Raw genomic sequence first — 22,698 nt, 5'->3', positions numbered from 1 at the left:
TTCACTAGCTCAGTAATTCAAATGCAAAGATGTGAATTCTTTCGCGTGCTATTAGATTCATCTTTATTCATCAAAAACGTCTTGACACTGTCAGCGTATGATAGAGTTGTTATCAGCTTAAAAACCCATTAAAGACCGGACCAGTTTTAATTTTAATATAATCTCATCGAGAGTCGTGCAAGGTTAATGACACGCGCACGCTTTTCTCTTAAAATGTGCGCCTTTTTTAAGGTAGTGCAGCCGTCAGCACTGCTTGTTGCGCGCCGCTATGAGGTACACCATGAGCAATCATAAAGACATCATCTTTTCTGCCCCAATCGATAAGATTGGTGATTTCACCTTTGATGAACGTGTTGCTGAAGTCTTCCCTGATATGATCCAACGCTCAGTGCCGGGATACAGCAATATTATTTCGGCCATTGGCATGTTAGCTGAGCGCTTTGTTAAACCACACTCTACCATTTACGATTTGGGTTGCTCTTTAGGCGCGGCTACGCTTTCGATGCGTCGTCATATTCGCCAAGAAGGTTGTAAAATTGTGGCGGTTGATAACTCGTCCGCCATGGTTGAACGATGCAAGCTGCACATTAACGCCTATCGTTCGGATACGCCTGTCGAGGTGATTGAGGCCGACATTCGTGAGATTGAAATTCGTGATGCCTCTGTGGTGGTGCTCAATTTTACGCTGCAATTTCTATCGCCAGAAGATAGGCTCGCGCTGCTTGAAAAAATCTACGCGGGCCTTCGCCCGGGTGGCATACTAATTTTGTCTGAAAAGTACATTTTTGAAGATGAAACGGCGCATGAGCTGCTAATTGATCTCCACCATGATTTCAAGCGAGCCAATGGCTACAGCGAATTAGAGATCAGTCAAAAACGCAGTGCGATTGAAAATGTGATGTGCCCAGATTCCATCACAACACATAAAGCTCGCTTTAAACAAATTGGCTTTTCAAGCTATGAAATGTGGTTCCAGTGTTTCAACTTTGGTTCAATGTTCGCCATTAAATAATAGAATGCCGTTTTGGCTTTTTTCCCTAGAAGGGCCAAAACCTGATTTGCCATTTGTCTAGGGTCTTTTTACCTAATCTAGGAATACGCTTTGCATGTTTAACTTTGCCAATTTTTATCAACTGATCGCTCAAGATACCCGTCTCCAACCTTGGCTAAACGTTTTGCCACAACAGTTGACGGACTGGCAAAATGCAGAGCATGGCGACTTTGACCGCTGGGTTCGTGCGTTAAATAAAATCCCCTCGGGTACACCTGAGCTGATCGAGCTCAAGCAGTCAGTCACTCTCTCAAATAGCACACCGCTGGCGTTAGGCGAACAGAAAAAATTGGAAAGTTTGCTTAAAACTTTTCATCCTTGGCGCAAAGGGCCCTATCACTTACACGGTATCTATATCGACACTGAATGGCGATCCGATTGGAAATGGGACCGCGTATTGCCCCACATTTCACCGCTGAAAGACCGTTCCGTGCTGGATGTTGGTTGTGGTAATGGTTATCACATGTGGCGTATGCTTGGCGAAGGTGCTCGCCTGTGTGTGGGTATCGACCCTTCGCACCTGTTTTTAGTGCAGTTTGAAGCGGTGCGTAAACTATTGGGTGATGACCAACGTGCTCATCTTCTGCCACTAGGCATTGAACAATTACCTGAATTGAACGCCTTTGACACCGTATTTAGCATGGGTGTCCTATACCATCGCCGCTCACCGCTAGATCATCTGATCCAATTGAAAAATCAGTTGGTCACAGGGGGCGAATTGATTCTTGAGACGCTGGTTATTGAAGGCGACGAAAATGCGGTGTTGGTCCCTGTCGACCGCTACGCACAAATGCGTAACATCTACTTTTTCCCTTCCGCAAAAGCGCTCAAAGTGTGGCTTGAAAAATGTGGTTTTGGTGACGTGCGTATCGTTGATGAGAGTGTCACCTCCGTTGGTGAACAACGTACCACACAATGGATGACGCACAATTCGTTACCTGACTATCTTGACCCAAACGACCCAAGCAAAACCTTAGAAGGTTATCCGGCACCAAGACGCGCTATTTTGGTGGCAAAAAAACTATAATTGACACAGTTTTAACGCTTGATTCTGCGTATAATATTACCCTTATCGGAGGATGCTACACGCATCCTTTTTTATCAGCTAAACTTCGGTTTATCAGTAGTTATCCATCACAAATACATAAGGTCGCAAATGTTTAAGTCAATAGCATCCGTTGTTGCAATTGCTTTACTGTCAGGCTGCACCCTAACAAATGGTGAACAATACCACCAAGCTACCCTAACAGCGATTCAGACTTCGGAATCGAACCTCAACAATACAATGACCAATCTGGAACTTCAGTTGAGTAACCAGAATGATTACATTGAAAACCTTGAAAATCAGATGTTAAAGCTCGATCAAAAGCTCTCTAAACTCAAGGTGATTGCCGCTAACGCCCAAAAGTCACATACAGAAGCAACAACCGGCGATGACCTTATCGTTCCGGCTGCGACTCCATCGATGCCAAGATCTCGTTATGACGTTATTTTAGGTGAAGTTGAAAAGGTAACGATTGATTCGATCAAACAAACATTTGACGCGCGTGTTGACACAGGAGCCGCGACTTCTTCGCTTAATGCCATTGATATTGAAGAATTTGAGCGTAACGGAAAGAACTGGGTGCGTTTCCACCTTTCCGATGGTGAGAAAGCAACAGATGAAACGAACTGGATAGAATCCCCTATTATTCGCTACGTTAAAATTCGCCAATCGACCAATGAAGAAATGGAACGCAGAGCCGTTGTTGAGCTGTGGGTAAAATTAGGCAGTATTCACGAAAAAGCACAGTTCACCTTGGCTGATCGCTCTCAAATGAGCCATCCTATCCTCTTAGGACGCGAATTTATTCGTGATATCGCCCTAGTCGATGTCAGTCGCAAATACATCCACACCGAAACCAAATAACAGCAAGGATATTTATGACGTCACGAGTTCCATTTTATCTATCAGTCTTGTTACTGATAGCGGCTGGTATTACATTGAGTGTAGTTCGCCACCAAACATATGGGGTGCCATGGACACCCGGGGAAACTCGCCAAATTTGGGATATTGAAGCACGTGTTGAATTCAATGCGTTAGGCAAAGAAGCCAAAGTCTCTTTAGCTGCGCCTCATACTCAAGATGGATATACTTTGATCAATGAATCGTCATCATCACCAGGTTATGGCGTGGCTTACGTTACTACTGACACGGGCAAACGTGTTGAGTGGTCAATCCGCAAAGCAACTGGCCCACAAACGATTTACTACAAAAGCCAATTTTTAGTCGATCCTCAAGCGAAAGCGGACCCTATCCCCCCGATGGGTGATGTGGTTAAGCCAACCTTTGATGGCCCAGAAGAAGCAGCGGCTATCGCATTAATTGAACGAGCGAATCAACGCTCGGCGGATAACATCACTTTTACCCGCGAACTGATTAAAAACCTCAATGACGCCGATAGCCAAAACGCCTCTTTGCTGCTTAATAAAATGAGCAAAGTAGACGCCACACAAAAACTGCTGTCATACTCTCAAATTCCCAATAAAGTCGTTGGTGTTATTCAGCTCGAAGATGGTCGCCGCCGTCAAACGATTCAACACATGAACGAAATATGGAATGGCGATCAGTGGGTACTTTTTAACCCTGAAACGGGTACGCAGCCCAACCACCCTAACCTACTGGTTTGGGATGAATCCAACGTTTCACTGCTGGATGTCACGGGTGGGCAAAACAGCCAAGTTCACTTCACTATGCTGTCTCAAGATGTTTCACCTCAAACGGCAACCAATAATAAAATTGAGGCCGACAAACTCTTAAACTTCTCTATTCACAGTTTGCCGCTTGAAGAGCAAGCGATGTTCAAGACCATCATGTTGATTCCTATCGGCGCATTAATTGTGGTGTTCTTGCGGGTGATTATTGGGCTAAAGACCTCAGGTACTTTCATGCCGGTACTGATCGCCGTGGCGTTTGTTCAAACTCAATTACTGACAGGTATCGTGGGCTTTCTGCTTATCGTCGGAACAGGTTTGATCATTCGTAGCTATTTATCGAAATTGAACCTGCTACTGGTAGCACGGATATCGGCGGTCATCATTGCGGTAATACTCATCATCTCTGTCTTTACCGTCGTTGCCTTTAAGATCGGGCTGACCGAAGGGTTATCCATTACCTTCTTCCCGATGATCATTCTCTCTTGGACCATCGAACGTATGTCGATTCTGTGGGAAGAAGAAGGAGCAAAAGAGGTGATTTTACAAGGTGGCGGCTCGCTCTTTACTTCCATCTTAATCTACTTAGCAATGACTAACTCTTATGTCCAACACCTAACCTTTAATTTTATTGGCTTACAGCTGATCGTATTAGCTGCCATTCTGCTATTGGGAACCTATACTGGATACCGTTTAACTGAACTTCGCCGTTTTAAACCGTTAGCCGAGGAGTAAAGATGTTTTCATTATCCGAATACACTTCTCCATTTAAGCTACGCCGTAAAGGCATTATGGGCATGAACAAGCGCAACCATAGCTACATTGGTCGCTATAACGATCGCTCAAAATACCCATTGGTTGATGATAAGTTACAAACCAAATTGATTGCGCAGCGTGCGGGTTGTACTGTGCCAAAACTGATTGGTGTGATCAGTAATCAAGCGGATGTGAAGTCGATCCATGCCATGGTTAAAGAGTGGCCGGGCTTTGTGATAAAACCTGCACGCGGAAGCGGTGGTAAAGGAATTTTAGTGATTATGTCGCACAAGGATGGCGTGTACACTAAACCTTCTGGTGCGACCATCAACCAGCAAGATGTTGAGCGCCACATCAGTAATGCCTTGGCCGGACTATTTTCACTAGGCGGTAAAAATGATGTTGCTGTGGTTGAAAACCTAATTAAGTTTGACGATTGTTTCGAAGGCTTTAGCTATGAGGGTGTGCCTGATGTACGCATTATTGTCTTCAAAGGTTACCCCGTCATGGCGATGATGCGCCTTTCGACTTCGGCTTCTGATGGTAAAGCCAACTTACACCAAGGCGCTGTTGGCGTAGGTCTTGATATTGCGACAGGAAAAGCAGTACGAGCCGTGCAGTTTAATTTACCCATCACTGAGCACCCAGATACCGGCAAAGAGCTCTCCACGCTGCAAGTACCACATTGGAAAAAGCTACTCACCTTAGCCTCTAGCGCTTGGGAAATGACCGGCCTTGGTTATATGGGAACCGACATGGTGTTGGATAAAGAAGAAGGACCAATGGTACTTGAGCTTAACGCTCGCCCAGGGCTTGCTATCCAGATAGCCAATGGCGCAGGGCTGCTACCACGCTTGCAGCATATTGAAAGTTTAGGTACGCAACTTATCTATCCCAGCCCCGAAGAACGCGTGGCTTATGCAGCAAAGCAATTCGGTTCAGGTGAGGTAAGCGAGTAACTCTCACCCAATTTAATCACTAAAAAGCCCAATCTCTATCAGGAGTATTGGGCTTTTTTATTAGCGATGGAGGCGATGCTTACAGCATTTCGGCCATCTGCTGTGCTTCTGATTTTGGTTTTTCAGTTTGACCAAAACCCCGTAGACCGACCACATGAACGTGTTCGTGATCTTTAAACACTTTGCGCACTAATTTATAGGTCGTGCCTTTCTCAGGGCTAATGTTCTCTGGCGCAGCAATTAAAAGTTGCATATCCAGACGCTCGCACAGTTCAAACAAGGTTGAAATGGATTTGGCATCCAAACGCGCCGCTTCATCTAAAAACAGTAAACGACATGGGACGATGTCTTTACTGCGTAGACGACGAGATTCCTCTTCCCAACTTTGAATTACCATCAATAAAATAGACTGCCCAGTACCAATCGCTTCACCAGTCGATAACGCGCCCGATTCCGCTTGCAACCAGCCATCGGATCCGCGATTTACTTCAACACTCAACTCTAAGTAGTTACGGTAATCCAATAGTTCTTCACCCAAGACTTGCGGTGAACGTTGCCCCATATCGATATGCGGGTTAACACGCTGGAACAATTTCGCCATCGCTTCGGAGAAGGTATAACGAGTACTCTCAAACAGATCTTTATGCTGACTCTGTTTTTCAGATAATCCCGCGAGTAGGATTTCATGGCTCTCGCGTACTTTCACGTTAAGGCGAACGCCTTTCACCTGACCAAAGTTAATGTTAGACAAACCTTGGTTGAGCATCCGAATACGATTTTGCTCACGTTGAATGGTTTTTTTGATGATGCTGGCCACCGATTCAGAGCTGATCGCTAAACGGTTTTCACGTTGAGTCAGCTCTTCTGTTAAGCGCGCAAGCTCCACTTCCATCTCTTCAATCGCTTCAACAGGATCATCAGTGCGAATAATGTCTTGGCGAATACGTTCACGCAGATGTTGATACACGGCGATGTAGAACAAAACTTTGCGTTCTGGATGTGCGTTATCTTCCGACAAACGCAGTGCATCGCGTAGGTCGTCATTGCTTGCGACTGCTAAACGCAGCGCGCCCAACGATTTATCTGACATGGAACGCAGTTCATCGGCCGATAAATACGCCAGCTCACGTTTATGCAAGCGGCGCTCAACATCGTGATCACGCGCCAAACGTAATACAGAGCACCACCCTGCTTTTGCATTCACCACAAATGTGCGCAGATCTTGATAATCTTTCTGCACCTTTTTCAACCGTTTAACTAATGCTTTCATTTCAAGATCAGTTGCGGTCAGTGTACGTTCATACTCGCTCTTACGGGTACGTGAGGCATGCAGACGCTGTTGCAATTCATCACGACGACGTTCAGCACGCTCTTGCGCACCTTCATCGGCATGCACACCAAACTCTTGTAGCTCCTGCTTGAACTCTTGAACCGTTTCCAACTTAGCTTGATGCGAGCTTTTTAAGGCCGCTAACACTTGGTTATATTGGTTCATTTGGCTTTGAGCCTGTTTGAGCTCATCACGAGTACGGGTACGGGCGCTTTCTGCCTCAACCAATTTGTTTTTGAGCTGCTCACTTAGCTCGCTACTTTTACTGAGCAGAGCAACCGAATCGGAATAGCTAAAATAGTGGCGGCGTTCAATCACGTCTGAGAGTGCAAAGATCTGCACTTTCAATGTCTGAAGAGCCTGATCCGCTTGCTGATATTGTGCAGTGAGTGCATCAAATTGCTGCGGGTCAACCTCAAGCGCTGAAGCAAGCTGCTCTAACTCCGCGATGGCTTTACCGTGCGAGCTTAAAAACGCTTTCGCTTCCGCCAGTTGATTAATGTTCAGCTCAGCTTCATCGAAACGTGCTTGCAATGCCTCATCTTCAATGAGCAACATGTTAGGAGCCAGCTTATCGAGCATCGTTAACGCGTGTTTGCTTAGCTGTAACTGGTTGCGCTGCTGCTGCTCTTTTGCGTCCAACTCAGCCAATACACGGACCAGTTGATTGCGTTGCTCACGTGCCGCTTGCAACGCTTGTTCTGGATCGGCTTCAAAAGCGACTTGGATGTGCGAAGCAACAAACTGGTTAAAGCTGTGGTATAGACGTTGCAGTTTTTGTGAATCAAACGCCGCTTTCGCGTGCTCTTCCACCACTTCTTCGCGCTCGTTACGCAGTAACTCTAAACGCTGTTCGCGCGCGGCGCGGCCAAAGAGTGGGATCTCAGGTAAACGAGAATAACGCATTTGGCGGTTATTGAGCTGTACACATACCGCTCCTTCCAATTCGTCAGCATTGAACGAGCTATCATCAAAGGCATCGACATCCCCTTCAATGATGTACAGATCTTCTGGGCAGTCATCAAGCTCTACCAGCTTCTCTTTGATGCCAGATAAATCCGAAACTACAATCGCATGGCGAGCTGGGCCGTACATGGCACTGAAATAAGGTGCATCGTCAATCGTGATGTCATCGTAAATTTCAGACAGTAAAACGCCGCCTAAGCTATCCGCTAATCCTTTCAAGCGAGGATCATTTGAACCACCAGGAGACGCCAAGCGCTCGATTTCATTTTCAAGCTGCGCGCGACGTTCTGCCAGTTTATCTTTAGCGATTGATTGTGCTTTTTCTTGCTCAAGCACTTGCTGCATCTGCGCCATCACAGCTTGGCTATTTTCTAATGGTGCACCACTTTGTTCGCGTAAGGTATGCAATGCATCGTTAGCAGCAATCCAAGTCGGAGCGATCGATTCCAGTCGTTGAATTTCAGCCTGTTTATCTTGCTCGGTACGGCGCTGCTCACTGCGCTGTTCACGTAGCGCTTCTTGTTCATATTCCAGCGATTCAATCAGAGCGGCGTGGCGCTCGCGCTCTTGCTCTAGTGTTAGCTCATCGTGCAAGTCAATATGGTGTTGCTTTTGGTATTCAGCCACGGACTGACGCGCCACTTGCTGCTGATTTAAGCGACGTTCCAGATCTCGCTGCTGCGCATACCACTGTGCTTCATTTTGGCTAATTTGCTGGGCGTTACGCGCTTGCTGCATGATGGCTTTTGCATGCTGAGCCGCATCGTGACGAGGCACCTCACCCACTACACTACGCACCAGTTGCAGTGCCTGCTCAAACTGTTCGACTGCGGCCGAAGACATGTCCAATTTATGCTTTAACGCTAATAAGGTGGTAGTGTTAGCGTCTTGCTGATGCTTGAGATCAGAAACCTGCGCTTGGGCACGCTCTGGTGTTAACTGATCATCATTTAGCAACTGTTTGGCTTTATCGAGCGCCTGTACGGCTTGTTGATATTGCAATGCTCGCGTTTGTTGAACATCTAATGCTTGTTGGTAATCGGCCAGTTGACTCTTTAAGCTATCGACCTCATCTTCAGAGATAATCGCTTGCTCTTCAGCCATCATGACGCGCTCTTGCGCCTCTTCCACCACCATCATCTGCTCTTCAAGGCGAATAGTGAGCTCTTGCAAATCCTCTTGATAGCGTTCAATTTTCTCTTGCTGACGCAGTGCGTTTTGCACCAGTTGCAAGTGATCAGAAGCGGCTTGGTGATCTTGCTCTAAGGTAGATTCTTGCTCTAACAGCAGTTCAAGTTCTTCTTGAACTTGATTGAGTAATCGATTTTGCTCAATCAATGTATGGCGAGAGCCGAATAACTCGTTACGCAACGCGAGCGTTTGCTCTAGCTTATTGTGGCGATCGTTGGCGTGGCGCATGTAATCAGCGGCCACGTAATTTGTCGATTCGGTAATCAGGTGCTTGAAGAGATCGCGATCCGCTTGCGTGGTTTTGATCGCTTCTAATGTCATGCGGTTTTCACGTAACGCCGATTCCATATCTTGGAATGCTTTCTTCACACCACCATTTTGTGGCAACAGATAATCACGCAACGAGCGAGTAATGGCACTGGAAATACCGCCGTATAAAGAAGCCTCAATCAAGCGATAGAATTTTGAACGGTCACTACTGTTACGCAGTTTTTTCGGCACCACGCCAAATTCAAACATCTGCGCGTGATAATCTACAATGGAGCTAAACGCTTTAAAATACGCCCCTTCAATTTTCGCGACAATCTCTTTCACTTCATTGAGTTGACGCACGCGCGCGTGGTTGTCTGAGACGTTTTCAATCAGCACATCGGTTGGTTTGACATGGCTTGGCAAGCCTTGAATCACAAACGGTTTGATATCAACTTTTTTATCGCGCCCCGCCACCTGTTGTAGCTTAACGCCAAACAGTAAACGCTGTTTGCGTGAATTCACTACATCCAACGCGGCGTAACATGCGCCCGCTTGCAGTTTACCGTATAAGCCTTTATCGCGAGACGCTTGTGAGCTGCCCGCTTCGGTGGTGTTTCTAAAATGGAGCAAACTTTGATCTGGGATCAAGGTGGTGATAAATGCCGCCATGGTGGTCGATTTGCCCGCACCGTTACCGCCTGACAAGGTGGTAACTAATCCATCAATATCAAAAGTACGAGCAAAAAAGCCGTTCCAATTGATCATGGTTAGCGATTGATATTTACCTCTCTCAATCATGCTTCACCTTCCCATTCTGTTTGCTCGTTAACATTTTGTTCTTCAATCTCGTCTTCGTTATCCAGCAAGCTGCCTTGATTCGGCTCTTGGGCGTGGACAACCGCTTCACCATCGCGGATCAAACGCAGTTGTGCTTCACGCATGTCGTCACCAATACGCACATCGGCACCAAAACGAAATACGGCTTCGCTAATGCGGAATTTATTGGTATCACCTAAATGGATGATCATCCCCAAACGACGTAAACGACGCAATGAGGTACGCACTTTTTCAAATAGCTTTTCTTTGTCTAAGTCTGAACCGCTGGCTCGGTTGGTGACGAGCTTCATCAGTTTTTTTTCATCGGCCAGAGACAGTAGCTCTTCGTACAATTCTTGATTAGTAAAGATGCCTTCGTGCGCAAGGCGTTCAGGACTCAAATAAAGAAAACAGAGCACTTTGCCGACCAGCATATCCAACTCAGACAGCACGCTACGATTGATTAAAGCAGTAGAGCGAGGACGCAGGTAAAAAAAGCCTTCCGGCGCTTTGACTAATTCGGTGTTATAGCGTTGGTAAAACAGCGCTAAATCGGGCTCAAAATCCAATAAAAAGGTGTGATTATCCAAATCATCACTAGAAACATGACGCCCAGCTCGAAGCTGGCTATCTAGCGCAGGAAATAAAGGATTTGAAATCGCTTTAGCCAGATTTTCTGGCATGTATTCATTAATATCTGTCGATGACATTTGCTTGTACCTTTGCACCAAAATCGTTGATCGCTTGCCAGTCAGGTTGGATGGCTTGGTAATCTTGCTCTGAGTAGCCAAGCCTCACCGCTTGATCAACAATAATTCGGGCTAAATCAAAATGATGTGTATGGGGATGAGTGGCGAGGTAGTCTCTCAGTACTCGTCCTAAATCAATTGGCATCCCTTGATCTTTATGACCTTTGAGCATGCTGCCGATACGCATGGAGAGCTCATCATTGACTTGCTGGAACTCTTCGTACTCCACTTCTGGAGGCACTTGCCCCATCACCTCATCATCTCTTAAGACGAGAGCTTCATCACGCAGGTCGGTTAAACGCTCAGCATCGGCATAAGTGAGATACCAAGGCGCGTCAAAATAGTCGCTGAGTGATTGACGTAAACGCTGGCTAAACGCTCGGTTTTGGTCCATATCAATGGCGGTACGAATGAATTTATGGACATGGCGGTCGTAGCCAATCCAGAGATCGATCGCCTGTTGTCCCCAACTGGTGATGCGATCAAGTTTCATCTGTAATCCAAACAGGATTTCTTCAATGAATTCGAGTTCAGCTTCGCCATAAACCAATTCTTGGATATCCAAAATTTGCGTTTGCAGCTCATCCCCCGCCGCTTGTAAAGTGTCTTGCAGTTCACGCAGCGTTGAAGAGGTTTCAGACAATAACGATTCACAGTTGTTGATCGCTTCACGCCAATCTTTATTCAGCAACTCTGCGATTTGCAGTTTGACCGATTGCTGCTGCTCGTCCATCACACGTTGGTTTAAATCGATACGATCAAAAATTTCCCCTACCGAGTATTTTAATACGCCGTAGACGTTCTTTTTCCAATGCCCGGGAGTACCACCTTTATTCGCGGCTTCAATCGCCTTGGCCATTTCATCGGCGACCATAGAAAGCTGAATTGAGAGCTTCAGCTTGGAAAACTCTCTATGGCGGACGTAGTAGTCCGTAATACCAATAGCCAACGGTGACAAACGGTAAATGCTAACGCCATCAGTCATCTCGCTGGTGAAGCGGCTCATTAAGCGCTGTTTTACCAACTCATTGATCGCATTATTGGCACGAAACGCGGAGGCTTCACCGGTTTCTTCAAATAAGCGAGTTACGATGGCAAACGCATCGTGTAACTCACCTTCACCTAATTCTTCATCAAACCTTTCGTTACTCAATACTGCGATGGCAATAAGGAACGCCAGTCGTTCTGTCGTCAGGTTCAATGAGAAATCATGCTGCTTTACCCAACCAACCAATTCATCAATAGGTTGCTGTGCAGCGTTCTGAGTCATCTCACTCATTGTTATTCCTGCTCTATTTTCTTTTTCGCCCATACATGAATGTATCGACCTAGCGAGAGGTACGGCTCTTGTCTACATAATTGTTGTTCTAGTGCCAGTACATCTTCATATTGGTAGTCACCCATATTTTTCACATTCCCAATATAGTCACTGAATGATCGGATGCCCGATTTTCCACAAATCTCAAATCCTGATTCTTCGATCCATTGATACACTTCTTCAGGTTTTAGCCCTTGCTGAGGCTGGAGCTTAAACCGCTTGCGATGCGGCATGCCCTCCAATACATGGGGAATGTTGCCACAGACAACGTTTTTGTACACCAAGCCATGATGGTTATAGAACATGATTGATGCCATACCACCTGGCCTAACTTGCTCTAACAAATTCTGCAATGCGGGTTTTGGCTCGGCTAACCATTCCATCACCGCGTGAAACAACAACACATCCACTGGCGCACTAAGGTGCGATTGGATGGATTGCACGGGGGAATGTACCAACCGATACTGCTCAAGCAGACCATTTTTGCGGATCTCTTGTTCGGCTAGCTGGAGCATTTCCGAGGATAAATCACACAGCGTGATTTGGTGTCCAAGCTTGGCTATTTTTTGTGACATTTGTGCCAAACCGCCGCCAGCATCAAGCACTTGCAAAGGTTTTGGGTGGTTGCTCAACAAAGCGAGCAGTTGCTCAAGATCTTGCCAAACAATGACTTGACGAATTTCACCTTTGTCAGAGCCGTATATGTTTTTTGCAAATTTGTGGGCAATATCGTCGAAATTCCGGTCTTCAGTCACAGTGGCTTGAGTTATGATAGCGAATCGTGCTGCTATTCTGTCATAGGAATGGCAGGAATAAAGGGGCTTTGTTCCTTTTTATTATCAAGTGGTGTTTTTTCGGACTATTTTGTATATGTTTGAGCTGAAAAAAGTTATTTCCTCATTATTAATGCCTCTTCCGGCAATGCTAATCCTCGGTTTTGTCGGATTAATGCTCATAATGTTCACCGTCAGACGTAAGACTGGCTGTATGTTTGTCCTCTTCTCTTTAGTGGGGATATTTCTTATCTCTTTCCAACCCTTTGCAACACGCATGCTAATGCCTTTGGAAAGACAATACTCGGCTTTTCTCCCCGTTGATGGCACCATCGATTATGTGATGGTTTTAGGTAGCGGCCACGTAGTGGATGACCAAATCCCGCCGACCTCGGAACTCAGCCGCACTGCGTTGGTACGCTTAAACGAAGGCATACGTGTCATGCGTATGTACCCCGGCTCAAAGTTGATTTTATCAGGCTACTCTGGCGGGTCGGAATTTAGCCATGCGCGCATGCTAGCCGTGGTGGCACTCGCGCTTGGAGTGAATAAATCCGATATTATTTTGCTAGAAACAGCTAAAGATACTTGGGAAGAAGCACGACAAGCCGCCGCCTTTGTTCAACAGCGTAGGCTGGTTTTGGTAACGTCAGCCAGTCATATGGAAAGAGCGTTAAAAGAGTTTAATTCTGCAGGTATTGACCCAATACCTGCGCCAACCAATTTCTTAGCGCAAACGAATATTGAGCAACCTTGGGAAAAATACGCTCCTCGAGCGCGTTATTTAGAACAAACCGAGCGTTACTGGTATGAAACGTTAGGGCTGCTGTGGCAAGACTTACGTGATTGGGCCTCCGGGCATGGCGATACAGAGTTGGACATCAATAGCAATTAGCAATTGTATTCAACCCAAAACGGAGCCACTTATGTGCTCCGTTTTTCTTGATAATTGCGGCCACAAAAAATCATGGGAATAAAAAGGCACGACCCAACTGCCAATTTTACACACGCGACCACTCAGCTAATCACCAGCGAACATATAACCTTCACCGTGCACAGTCACAAAGATTTGCGGATTCTTGGGATCAAACTCCATCTTCGCCCTCATGCGTCGAATCAGTACATCAATCGTTCGATCGTTAGGTGCATCCACACGGTGGCTGATCATATTTAAAATACGTTCACGGCTAAGGACTTGATTCGGATATGACGACAAGGCAACTAATAGCTCATATTCCGCTTTGGTCAGTTTTACGGGCTCACCATTACGGCTCAGCGCTCGGCGCTGGATATCAAAGGTCCACTCGCTAAAGCGCACTAAATTCGCATTGTGAGATACACCACTCTCTTCGTTCAGTTTGTTTTTTGCGGTCGAGATCCGCCACAGCAAGTTTTTCACTCTCACCAGCAACTCGCGCAATTCAAAAGGTTTCGTTACGTAATCATCGGCCCCCATTTCAAGACCAACAATCTTATCAATGCTATCCGTGCGCCCTGTCACTAATATGATGCCAATATCAGATTGGCTGCGTAGCTCACGCGTTAACATTAAACCATCTTCACCGGGTAAATTAATGTCTAGCATAATCAGATCTATCGCGCTGTTTTTCAAAGCATCTCTCATCTGAGTACCGCTTTCCGCTTGCGTTACCATATAACCTTCGCTTTGAAAGTATCCAGCTAGCTTGCTGCGAGTGACTGCATCATCTTCAACTACTAATACGTGATAGCTCATTTACACCACTTTACTCTATAGAAATGTTCAAACCTCGGCTCGAGATTCTGTACAAAGCCATTCTATTCATAAATAGTCATAATTCTAGTCGTATCACTTTTAAAATTAAGAAAGATGAGAGTTTTTTGATTCAAAACAACCTTCCAGACATCCATTAACTTAATGAAAAAATCATTCATATTTTTTCATTTTCTTAGCGACTGCTATTCATTTTTATTAGTTACACTTAGATCAATTACTTTTTAAAAACGATTTTCGCAAAAACACCCCTTGGAGAGCCAATACCATGCAAGACATCAAAGCTTTTAATGAACAGCGTGCCGAGATTTATTGGTGGCTTTCGAGCTTATTTGTGAAAGAACTTTCAGAACATGAATTAGAGCAATACTATACGCCCGCTATTCGCACATTTCTTTCAGGATTAGCAGAAAACGCGACACTTAAACCTGCCATTGATAAATTAGTTGATGCACTGAACCGATTGCAAGACAAAGAAGACGCACAGCTTGAGCTCGCAGCCGATTTCTGTGATCTTTTTTTAAAATCCAATAAGGAGTCCGCGCTACCCTATGCCTCAATTTACATTGGAAAATCAGGGTTGCTCAATGACGAACCAGCCAGAGCAATGTCGGATTTGATGGCAGCCCATCACATTGCAGTCAACGATACACTCAACGAACCCGCCGACCACATTGCGATTGAACTGGATTTCTTAGGTAACTTGATCATTCGCTCCAATGAGCTTGAACAAGAGACACACCTTGAACAAGCCTTTACACGGCAGTGTGATTTTATTGAACAACATTTGCTCTCTTGGATCCCACAATTCCATCTTCGCTGCCAACAAATTGATCAATTTGGTTTTTACGGTGCCGCAAGCGAATTGTTGGTCGCGTTTCTTCACTTAGACCGCGACTATTTATCAAACTAGTAAGATAACTTGGTTAATACCAATTACTAAATCGGTCAATTGTGACTGTTGACCGATTTATTCGGTGGATTTTTCGTTGCTTGATGGACATTTGCGGACTAGAATCTTGACCGCAAACGATAAAAAATGAATTTAAGATGCAACCGCTGATTAGAGGCGGTTTTTGTGTTTTTACTACTTTTAGGCTTCAATATAACACCGATAGGCCTAATACCGCTGAATTGCTCTTCGTGACTATCACTTTCAGCAGTTATCGACAGGACAGAGAATTTATGGCTACGATTAAAGACGTTGCACGCTTAGCGGGCGTATCAACCACCACGGTATCGCATGTAATCAATAAAACTCGCTTTGTGGCTGAAGCAACCCAAGAACGAGTGATGGAAGCGGTATCAGAGCTTAACTATGCACCAAGTGCAGTCGCTCGCAGCTTAAAATGCAACACCACCCGTACCATTGGTATGTTAGTGACCCAATCGACAAACTTATTTTTTTCTGAGGTTATCGATGGTGTTGAAAGTTACTGCTACCGCCAAGGCTACACACTTATTTTGTGCAATACCGGCGGTATTTACGAGAAGCAACGCGACTACATCCGCATGCTAGCGGAAAAACGTGTCGATGGTATGTTGGTCATGTGCTCGGACCTCACCCAAGAACTGCTTGAGATGCTTGATCGTCATTCAGACATTCCGAAAGTTATCATGGACTGGGGCCCTGAAAGTTCTCAAGCCGATAAAATTATTGATAACTCAGAGGAAGGCGGATATCTCGCCACCAAATACCTTATTGATCATGGCCATACTGACATTGCTTGCTTAAGTGGACACTTCGAAAAAGCGGCGTGCCAAGAGCGTATTCAAGGGTTTAAGCGTGCTCTTGCCGAAGCAAGCCTAACCGTTCATGAAGATTGGATTTTGGAAGGTAACTTCGAGTGTGATACTGCGGTGCTCGCCGCCGACAAAATTGTCGCCATGGACAAGCGGCCAACGGCTGTTTTCTGCTTTAACGATACAATGGCTCTCGGTTTAATGAGTCGCTTGCAACAAAAAGGCATCCGTATTCCTGATGACATGTCTGTTATTGGTTATGACAATATTGAACTTGCTGAGTATTTCTCGCCACCGTTAACCACGGTTCACCAGCCAAAACGACGAGTAGGGAAAAACGCCTTTGAAATCCTATTGGAACGCATTAAAGACAAAGAGCATGAACGTCGTGTGTTTGAGATGCATCCCGAGATTGTTGAACGCAACACAGTAAAAAACATAACGAAATAGTGTCATTATTTAAAGCAAGCGACAAATGTCAATTTTAGGGATTTTCCTATATTCGAGACAGAACGCCGTATTAAATAATAGTAAATTTGGAATGAGCATCACGCAAATAATAAATAAACGTGATGCTCATCCAAAAATTTATATATTCTTACTATTAGAAGTCACGCACAGGGCAAACCATTTGAAAAGATGGGACGCAAAGCCTCCGGCCTAAACCGACTATTCGGTAGGTAGCGGGGTTGCCGATGGCAAATATGCAAACGTTAAGTTTACCCCTTACTGACACTCTTTCTGCATAAGTTTGCTAATCTCTCGGACCTGATTTTGGTGGCGTTTTTCCCATACACCGAGAATTTACAGCATGGATAAACCAGTACTTAAAGATTCAATGCGACTCTTCGAACAACTTGGACGCGTTAAGTCCCGTTCAATGTTTGGCGGCTTCGGCATTTTTGTCGATGACACCATGTTTGCTTTGGTCGTAAACGATAAACTTCATATTCGCGCAGACGATCTATCAACCTCTCGCTTTAAAGAGCAAGGCTATGAGCCCTATATCTATAAAAAACGTGGGTTCCCTGTCGTCACAAAATACTTCGCATTACCTGACAATTGTTGGGAAAACCCTTCGCTCATTTTACGAGATGCTGCTGTCGCACTCGAAATCGCCAAACAAGAACGAGAAGTTCAAGCCCAAACGAAGCCAGAACGCCTAAAAGATCTCCCGAACCTTCGACTCGCCACCGAACGTATGCTTAAGAAAGCAGGGATAGAATCTGTAACGGATTTGCATACAAAGGGGGCTTTGGAAGCCTATAAAGCGATTCAGCAAACCCATTCTTCTTCAATCAGTCTTGAATTGCTATGGGCCCTTGAAGGTGCGATTGAAGGCAAGCATTGGTCGGTTATCCCACAATCTCGACGCGATGAATTAGCTAAAAGCCTTTAACTTCCGAGTAAATAAATATCTCGATTAAATAATCAAATACGCTCGCATCACCATGCGGGCGTTTTTTTAATCCCGTTTTGAAATATAAATTCGACTTCCTCTGTCTTCTTCACTATATCTAGTAAAATATGTCGTTTTGAGGAATACCATGAATAAAAAACTTCTCTTAGGCTTGGCTTTATTTGCCTTTATTATCTTTTTGATTGTAAATTTTGGCCACTATCTAACGTTAGATAATGCCAAAGCACAGCAAATGCTATTAAACGAATACATTAGCCAAAACGTGATCAGCGCTGCTTTGATCTATTTCTCACTCTATATTGTGCTCACCGCTTTCTCTATCCCAGGAGCGGCGGTCGTCACGTTACTGGGCGCTGCGCTGTTTGGTTTTTGGACTAGCTTACTGCTTGTCTCCTTTGCCAGCACCATAGGCGCAACTATCGCCTTTTTGAGTAGCCGTTTCTTACTGCGTGAATGGATTCAAACAAAATTTGGTCAAAAGCTGCAAACGATTAATCAAGGCGTTGCAAAAGATGGGGCATTTTATCTATTCTCACTGCGCTTAATTCCGGTTTTCCCTTTTTTCTTGATTAATTTATTAATGGGCCTAACACCCATATCAACCGCTCGCTTTTACCTGATTAGCCAACTCGGTATGCTGCCCGGCACTGCCGTTTATCTGAATGCTGGTACTCAACTAGCTGAAATTGAAAGCTTATCCGGCATTGTATCTCCTTCGGTTTTGCTTTCATTTGCTCTATTAGGTCTTTTTCCTATTCTCACCAAGTGGATTATGGCCAGATTGAACAAAAACCCAACTTCCGCCTGAAGTGAATAATGATGAAAATTTGTGTTTCAAACCACCCGATAGAGGCATATATAGTTTGTCAGTATTTACAGCAATTCAATATTCGCTGTGAAGTGAGAGGCGATAACTTATACGGCTTAGGTGGAGAGCTCCCTTTTTCAGAAGAAACCTTGCCCTATATATGGCTGTTGGATGAAACTCAAATCGCCGAGGCTCAAGCACAATTATTGACCTATCAGATAGAAGAGATAAACGAAGAACCTAACTGGGTTTGTGGACAGTGCAACGAGGAAAATGGGCCGCAGTTTGCAGCCTGCTGGTACTGCGGTTGTTTAGATTCAGACTAACGAGTCTGATGCTGGCGGATGAACTCAATTGAATGGCGGTTAAACATCTCAGATTGTTCAACATTGCACACGTGGCCGCAATCTGGGATCTCTAATAACACACTTTGTCTATGCATTGCCACCATGTCTTTAACGGGTTGAATGAACATATAGTCTCTCTCTCCCATAAGATAAAGAGTGGGAATGGGCAGCTCTTTCTCTTTGAAGCATTTCATCAAAGGATTGACTTCGGAAGTCAGCATAAACCAGCGTTTAAACTCTTTTTGGCACAGCTTCTTCGCTTCTCGAATAAAAAGATGGCGTGACTCTTTTTGGTTGCGTTGTGGCATCACAATGTAAGCAAACAGACGATAAAGCCACATGTAAGGAATGATGTGTTTACTCAAATTACCCAACTTTACGAGCACTTGAGAGCGCACATTCAAACGGGTTATCGCTCCGCCCAAAACCATAGAGCAAACTCGCCCAGTCGCTATTTCAGCAAGATTACGCACAATAATGGTGCCGAGTGACATTCCAACAAAATGGGCAGACTGAATTTTCAAATGATCGAGCACTTTGAGAATATCAAGAGTGACGGATTTAAACGTGTAACGATTTGCCATCAACTCTTTAAACAGTTGGTTTGACTTGCCATGACCTCGTAAATCAACTAATAACAGATTGAAATGCTCACGGTACGCTTTGATTTGCTTAAACCAGATGGATGAACTTCCACCTGCGCCATGCACAAAAACAACCCATTCATCACTGGTGGGATGCAGGTAGGTCTTATGGAAAAGTAGGCTATGAGACATACAAAACCGTTAATCAGCTTCAATTTGAGAAACGCAAGACTACCACAAAACGGGGGCTGAATAGCAAAAAATCATGCAGGCTCGTTCGGCTCAACAAGTAAGGCGCCAAAGCGCCTTACTTGTTATAAAAACATCAGTCATGAAACGCGAGATGATACATCTTGATGTACTCTTTCGCTGAATCCTGCCAGCTAAAGTTTTGTCGCATCGCCCTCTGCTGAACCTCCAACATAGTTTCGGGATGTTGAAGATAAAACAGCATCGCTCGCTGCATTGCAATAAGCAGTGCTTCTGGAGAAGGATCATGAAAACCAAAGCCGGTCGCTTCTTCAGGAAACTTATCATAATCACGCACGGTGTCTTTTAAACCACCAACTTCACGAACGATAGGCAGCGTGCCATAAGCCATGCTGTAGATCTGATTCAAACCGCAAGCTTCAAATTCTGAAGGCATTAAGAAGAAATCAGAACCGGCTTCAACCAAATGTGCAAAACGATTGCTATAAGCTTCAACAAACGCAAATTTATCAGCATGCTTCGCCGCCATTTTATGTAGCTGAACAGCAACTTCAGGCTCTCCTGTGCCAACAATAATGAGCTGAGCATCATTGCGTAAGAACGACTCTAGTATAGGTAAAATATAGTGGAAACCTTTTTGGTGGGTGAGTCGACAAACCATCCCAAACAAAGGCAAGTCACGCTGAGGTAATTGCAGCTCCTCTTGCAACATACGCTTACTCGCCCGTTTGCCCGCTTGAAGTGATTCAGCTTCATCACAGTAGCCAAGAGGAAGAAATTTATCGTTTTGTGGATCCCACTCGCTATAATCACACCCATTAACGATGCCGTGCAAATCTCTAGCTCGGTGAACAAAATCATCTACTAACCCATGAGAGCCAAGCGGTGTTAGCAGCTCGGAAGCATAATTAGGGCTAACGGCATTGATTTTGTCAGCAAAGGCAATCCCTGCTCTTAGCATACTGACGTGATCGTGTCCGTAGCGTAAAAATTCCATGCCAGATAAGTTCAATTCTGGGATGATCTCTAATTGATGATAAGAAAAAATACCTTTAAAAATCGCGTTGTGAACGGTCAATACGCTTTTCATATCAGAAAAATAAGCGTCATGCTGGTAACGCGTTTTCAACAAAAATGGAACCAACCCTGTATGCCAATCATTTGCATGGATAATCTGTGGTTTTTTACCGAGCTTAGGTAAAACATCTAGGCTAGCTGCTGAAAAGAAACCAAAACGCTCGCCATTATCAGCGTACGCTTGGTTATTCTCGCCATACATTTGTGCTCGGCCAAAATATTGTTCACATTCAATTAAGTACACGGCCACTCCATCTAGCTCCATCTGGCGGACCAGATATGAAGTATGAGGCCAATGGGTAAGCTCAGTTTCTAGCACAACAGGAGCATCTGAAATGCCCAATATAGAACGATAAGCAGGTAGCACAATAGCTACCTGATGACCTAACTCTTGCAGTGCTTTAGGCAGTGCTTTGGCCACATCGGCCAAACCACCACTTTTGATCAAACCTTGAGCTTCTGAAACGGTAAACCAAACATCGATTTTTTCCATTCTAGAATCCAACTTTTGTTCCTTTTGCGATAACAACGATGCCCTCATCAGAAACATGGAAACGTTGTCTATCGAGTTCTAAATCTTCACCAATGATAGTACCTGGCGCTATTTCGACATTTTTATCAATAATCGTACGCTTAATTGTACATCCTTCGCCAATTTTAACATCACCGAGGATCACGGATTCACTCACTAAAGTGTTGGCTCCGATGTTACTGCGATAGCCTAGTACCGATTTATAAATCTTCGCACCTTGAATGTAGCTTCCGCCGGAGATCAAGCTGTCGGTGATCTGTACTTTACGATCGTGTGAATCAACAAAGGTTGCAGGTGGCAACGGTGGATAATAAGTGTGGAGAGGCCAGCTACGGTTATACAACGAGAAATCGGCATCATGCTCTAATAGATCCATGTGCGCTGCCCAGTAGGCCTCAATCGTACCAACATCACGCCAGTAAGTTGTGTCTTTTTCGCCTTTGATTTTATTGGTTGAAAAATCATAGACATAAACCTCCCCTTCTGGGAAAAGTTTAGGAATAATATCTTTGCCAAAATCATGGCTGGAGTGATTATCTTCAGCATCACGACGCAGTTCTGCACAGAGTTTATCTGTATCGAATATGTAGTTACCCATAGAAACAAGTGCAAGGTCTGGGTGCCCAGGGATCGCTTTAGGGTTGCAAGGTTTTTCTTCAAAACCGACCATTTTTCCGGCTTCATCAACTTCAATCACACCAAACTGAGACGCTTCTTTCAGCGGCATTCTCAGCGCAGAAACGGTCAGTTTTGCGTCTACACGTTTATGGAAATCGAGCATCTGGCGGATATCCATTTTATAGATATGATCAGAGCCAAAAATACATACTTGGTCTGGGGTAGAGAGTTCAATAAAACGAATATTCTGGTAGATAGCATCCGCAGTACCTTCGTACCAGCGCTTGCCATCACGCATCTGTGCGGGGATTGAATCGATAAACCGATCAGTGATGCCCGAAAGGTTCCAGCCTTTCTTCATATGTAAATACAACGATTGTGATTTAAATTGTGTAAGCACGTAGATACGCATCAAATCCGCGTTTACAAAATTATTCAAAGCAAAATCGATTAAACGATAACTGCCACCAAATGGCACTGCAGGTTTACTACGAGATTCCGTTAAAGGCATCAAGCGCGAGCCTTCGCCACCAGCAAGGATCATTCCTAAAACACCAGCCATTTTAATTCTCCTTATTTCATTCTTATATTTGCATTCCATACCTTAATTTACAGGGGATGTATGGATGCTATCCTTATTGACCGCTTGCAGTGGTCTGTATGAAACTCCCTCACCACCCTAAATGCAATCGGTTGTTTATACGTTATCGAATTAAAGAAATAATACAATTTTAAATACGCTGTTCTGACT

At 44.8% G+C, this 22,698-nt stretch carries 18 protein-coding genes, 2 pseudogenes and 1 riboswitch; of the genes and pseudogenes, 12 read left to right on the top strand and 8 right to left on the bottom strand.

The window, feature by feature from the left end; all coding sequences use genetic code 11:
- Positions 1 to 280: 280 nt before the first annotated feature.
- The 6 genes and pseudogenes from cmoA (at position 281) to AACT21_RS10490 (ending at position 5,460) form a co-directional block, all read left to right on the top strand.
- Positions 281 to 1,012: a carboxy-S-adenosyl-L-methionine synthase CmoA gene (cmoA, locus tag AACT21_RS10510; protein WP_029189742.1), complete on the top strand. Its 732-nt coding sequence runs from the start codon at positions 281 to 283 to the stop codon at positions 1,010 to 1,012.
- A 94-nt stretch (positions 1,013 to 1,106) separates the two neighbouring features.
- The gene (gene cmoB / locus AACT21_RS10505) at positions 1,107 to 2,078 is read left to right on the top strand and encodes a tRNA 5-methoxyuridine(34)/uridine 5-oxyacetic acid(34) synthase CmoB (RefSeq protein WP_094164413.1); all 972 of its coding nucleotides are present in this window, start codon (positions 1,107 to 1,109) and stop codon (positions 2,076 to 2,078) included.
- Between the two features lie 129 nt (positions 2,079 to 2,207).
- Positions 2,208 to 2,403: pseudogene (locus AACT21_RS16700) on the top strand (ATP-dependent Zn protease); the annotation flags it as partial.
- 125 nt (positions 2,404 to 2,528) lie between these two features.
- Positions 2,529 to 2,960, top strand: a pseudogene (locus AACT21_RS16695) (ATP-dependent zinc protease family protein); the annotation flags it as partial.
- 14 nt (positions 2,961 to 2,974) lie between these two features.
- Positions 2,975 to 4,480 carry an inactive transglutaminase family protein gene (locus AACT21_RS10495; protein ID WP_013857063.1) on the top strand — a complete coding sequence of 502 codons (1,506 nt, stop codon included), beginning with the start codon at positions 2,975 to 2,977 and terminating at the stop codon, positions 4,478 to 4,480.
- Positions 4,481 to 4,482: 2 nt separating this feature from the next.
- Positions 4,483 to 5,460, top strand: a complete 978-nt coding sequence (locus tag AACT21_RS10490; protein ID WP_019280854.1) for an alpha-L-glutamate ligase-like protein — start codon at positions 4,483 to 4,485, stop codon at positions 5,458 to 5,460.
- Between the two features lie 79 nt (positions 5,461 to 5,539).
- On the opposite strand, the gene mukB is transcribed toward AACT21_RS10490, so the two are convergent.
- From mukB to cmoM, 4 genes are read right to left on the bottom strand one after another with little or no spacing between them, the layout of a single operon-like run.
- Positions 5,540 to 9,997: a chromosome partition protein MukB gene (gene mukB, locus AACT21_RS10485; protein ID WP_094164411.1), complete on the bottom strand. Its 4,458-nt coding sequence runs from the start codon at positions 9,995 to 9,997 to the stop codon at positions 5,540 to 5,542.
- Positions 9,994 to 10,725, bottom strand: a complete 732-nt coding sequence (mukE, locus tag AACT21_RS10480; RefSeq protein ID WP_017044662.1) for a chromosome partition protein MukE — start codon at positions 10,723 to 10,725, stop codon at positions 9,994 to 9,996. The genes mukB and mukE overlap by 4 nt, the downstream gene beginning before the upstream one ends.
- Positions 10,706 to 12,043 carry a chromosome partition protein MukF gene (gene mukF, locus AACT21_RS10475; RefSeq protein ID WP_094164410.1) on the bottom strand — a complete coding sequence of 446 codons (1,338 nt, stop codon included), beginning with the start codon at positions 12,041 to 12,043 and terminating at the stop codon, positions 10,706 to 10,708. Before mukF ends, mukE begins: the two co-directional genes overlap by 20 nt.
- Positions 12,044 to 12,045: 2 nt before the next feature.
- A complete protein-coding gene (gene cmoM / locus AACT21_RS10470; RefSeq protein ID WP_017044660.1) occupies positions 12,046 to 12,837 on the bottom strand; it encodes a tRNA uridine 5-oxyacetic acid(34) methyltransferase CmoM in 792 nt (263 codons plus the stop codon).
- An 88-nt stretch (positions 12,838 to 12,925) separates the two neighbouring features.
- Between cmoM and elyC the strand changes: the two genes are divergently transcribed.
- The gene (elyC, locus tag AACT21_RS10465) at positions 12,926 to 13,750 is read left to right on the top strand and encodes an envelope biogenesis factor ElyC (RefSeq protein WP_013857069.1); all 825 of its coding nucleotides are present in this window, start codon (positions 12,926 to 12,928) and stop codon (positions 13,748 to 13,750) included.
- Between the two features lie 126 nt (positions 13,751 to 13,876).
- Here elyC and torR read toward each other — a convergent pair whose 3' ends face one another.
- Positions 13,877 to 14,590 (bottom strand): two-component system response regulator TorR, encoded by a 714-nt coding sequence (gene torR / locus AACT21_RS10460; RefSeq protein WP_013857070.1) that lies wholly within the window; start codon positions 14,588 to 14,590, stop codon positions 13,877 to 13,879.
- A gap of 286 nt (positions 14,591 to 14,876) precedes the next feature.
- On the opposite strand from torR, the gene torD reads away from it, so the two are divergent.
- From torD to AACT21_RS10435, 5 genes are all read left to right on the top strand, one after another.
- Positions 14,877 to 15,521, top strand: coding sequence for a molecular chaperone TorD (gene torD / locus AACT21_RS10455; RefSeq protein ID WP_094164409.1), 645 nt, complete (start codon positions 14,877 to 14,879; stop codon positions 15,519 to 15,521).
- A gap of 272 nt (positions 15,522 to 15,793) precedes the next feature.
- Positions 15,794 to 16,801, top strand: coding sequence for an HTH-type transcriptional repressor PurR (purR, locus tag AACT21_RS10450; protein ID WP_047690899.1), 1,008 nt, complete (start codon positions 15,794 to 15,796; stop codon positions 16,799 to 16,801).
- A gap of 161 nt (positions 16,802 to 16,962) precedes the next feature.
- A riboswitch (cyclic di-GMP riboswitch) is annotated at positions 16,963 to 17,048 on the top strand.
- Between the two features lie 114 nt (positions 17,049 to 17,162).
- Complete coding sequence (locus AACT21_RS10445; RefSeq protein ID WP_013857073.1) at positions 17,163 to 17,750, top strand: TfoX/Sxy family DNA transformation protein; 588 nt, start codon at positions 17,163 to 17,165, stop codon at positions 17,748 to 17,750.
- A 148-nt stretch (positions 17,751 to 17,898) separates the two neighbouring features.
- Entirely contained in the window at positions 17,899 to 18,579 is a 681-nt protein-coding gene (locus tag AACT21_RS10440; RefSeq protein WP_094129361.1) for a TVP38/TMEM64 family protein, read from the top strand.
- An 8-nt stretch (positions 18,580 to 18,587) separates the two neighbouring features.
- A complete protein-coding gene (locus tag AACT21_RS10435; RefSeq protein ID WP_017044655.1) occupies positions 18,588 to 18,905 on the top strand; it encodes a putative signal transducing protein in 318 nt (105 codons plus the stop codon).
- Here the strand turns inward: AACT21_RS10435 and AACT21_RS10430 are convergent.
- From AACT21_RS10430 to glgC, 3 genes are all read right to left on the bottom strand, one after another.
- On the bottom strand, positions 18,902 to 19,702 hold the full coding sequence (locus AACT21_RS10430) for an alpha/beta fold hydrolase (RefSeq protein WP_013857076.1): 801 nt from the start codon (positions 19,700 to 19,702) through the stop codon (positions 18,902 to 18,904). The two genes, AACT21_RS10435 and AACT21_RS10430, sit on opposite strands and share 4 nt — an antisense overlap.
- 133 nt (positions 19,703 to 19,835) lie before the next feature.
- Complete coding sequence (gene glgA / locus AACT21_RS10425; RefSeq protein WP_094164408.1) at positions 19,836 to 21,290, bottom strand: glycogen synthase GlgA; 1,455 nt, start codon at positions 21,288 to 21,290, stop codon at positions 19,836 to 19,838.
- Between the two features lies 1 nt (position 21,291).
- Positions 21,292 to 22,509, bottom strand: coding sequence for a glucose-1-phosphate adenylyltransferase (gene glgC / locus AACT21_RS10420; RefSeq protein ID WP_013857078.1), 1,218 nt, complete (start codon positions 22,507 to 22,509; stop codon positions 21,292 to 21,294).
- Positions 22,510 to 22,698 lie beyond the last annotated feature (189 nt).

The organism is Vibrio sp. V08_P9A1T1 (genome assembly GCF_963874405.1).
Classification (GTDB): domain Bacteria; phylum Pseudomonadota; class Gammaproteobacteria; order Enterobacterales; family Vibrionaceae; genus Vibrio; species Vibrio anguillarum.
This window is presented reverse-complemented; position numbering and strand designations above follow the sequence as displayed.

Excerpts from the sequence above, each read along its gene's own strand:
- AACT21_RS10490 (WP_019280854.1), top strand. The coding sequence starts at position 4,483 with ATGTTTTCATTATCCGAATACACTTCTCCATTTAAGCTACGCCGTAAA.
- AACT21_RS10435 (WP_017044655.1), top strand. The coding sequence starts at position 18,588 with ATGATGAAAATTTGTGTTTCAAACCACCCGATAGAGGCATATATAGTT.
- mukE (WP_017044662.1), bottom strand. The coding sequence starts at position 10,725 with ATGTCATCGACAGATATTAATGAATACATGCCAGAAAATCTGGCTAAA.
- purR (WP_047690899.1), top strand. The coding sequence starts at position 15,794 with ATGGCTACGATTAAAGACGTTGCACGCTTAGCGGGCGTATCAACCACC.
- mukB (WP_094164411.1), bottom strand. The coding sequence starts at position 9,997 with ATGATTGAGAGAGGTAAATATCAATCGCTAACCATGATCAATTGGAAC.
- torR (WP_013857070.1), bottom strand. The coding sequence starts at position 14,590 with ATGAGCTATCACGTATTAGTAGTTGAAGATGATGCAGTCACTCGCAGC.
- torD (WP_094164409.1), top strand. The coding sequence starts at position 14,877 with ATGCAAGACATCAAAGCTTTTAATGAACAGCGTGCCGAGATTTATTGG.
- AACT21_RS10445 (WP_013857073.1), top strand. The coding sequence starts at position 17,163 with ATGGATAAACCAGTACTTAAAGATTCAATGCGACTCTTCGAACAACTT.
- AACT21_RS10495 (WP_013857063.1), top strand. The coding sequence starts at position 2,975 with ATGACGTCACGAGTTCCATTTTATCTATCAGTCTTGTTACTGATAGCG.
- mukF (WP_094164410.1), bottom strand. The coding sequence starts at position 12,043 with ATGAGTGAGATGACTCAGAACGCTGCACAGCAACCTATTGATGAATTG.
- AACT21_RS10440 (WP_094129361.1), top strand. The coding sequence starts at position 17,899 with ATGAATAAAAAACTTCTCTTAGGCTTGGCTTTATTTGCCTTTATTATC.
- cmoA (WP_029189742.1), top strand. The coding sequence starts at position 281 with ATGAGCAATCATAAAGACATCATCTTTTCTGCCCCAATCGATAAGATT.
- glgA (WP_094164408.1), bottom strand. The coding sequence starts at position 21,290 with ATGGAAAAAATCGATGTTTGGTTTACCGTTTCAGAAGCTCAAGGTTTG.
- glgC (WP_013857078.1), bottom strand. The coding sequence starts at position 22,509 with ATGGCTGGTGTTTTAGGAATGATCCTTGCTGGTGGCGAAGGCTCGCGC.
- cmoB (WP_094164413.1), top strand. The coding sequence starts at position 1,107 with ATGTTTAACTTTGCCAATTTTTATCAACTGATCGCTCAAGATACCCGT.
- AACT21_RS10430 (WP_013857076.1), bottom strand. The coding sequence starts at position 19,702 with ATGTCTCATAGCCTACTTTTCCATAAGACCTACCTGCATCCCACCAGT.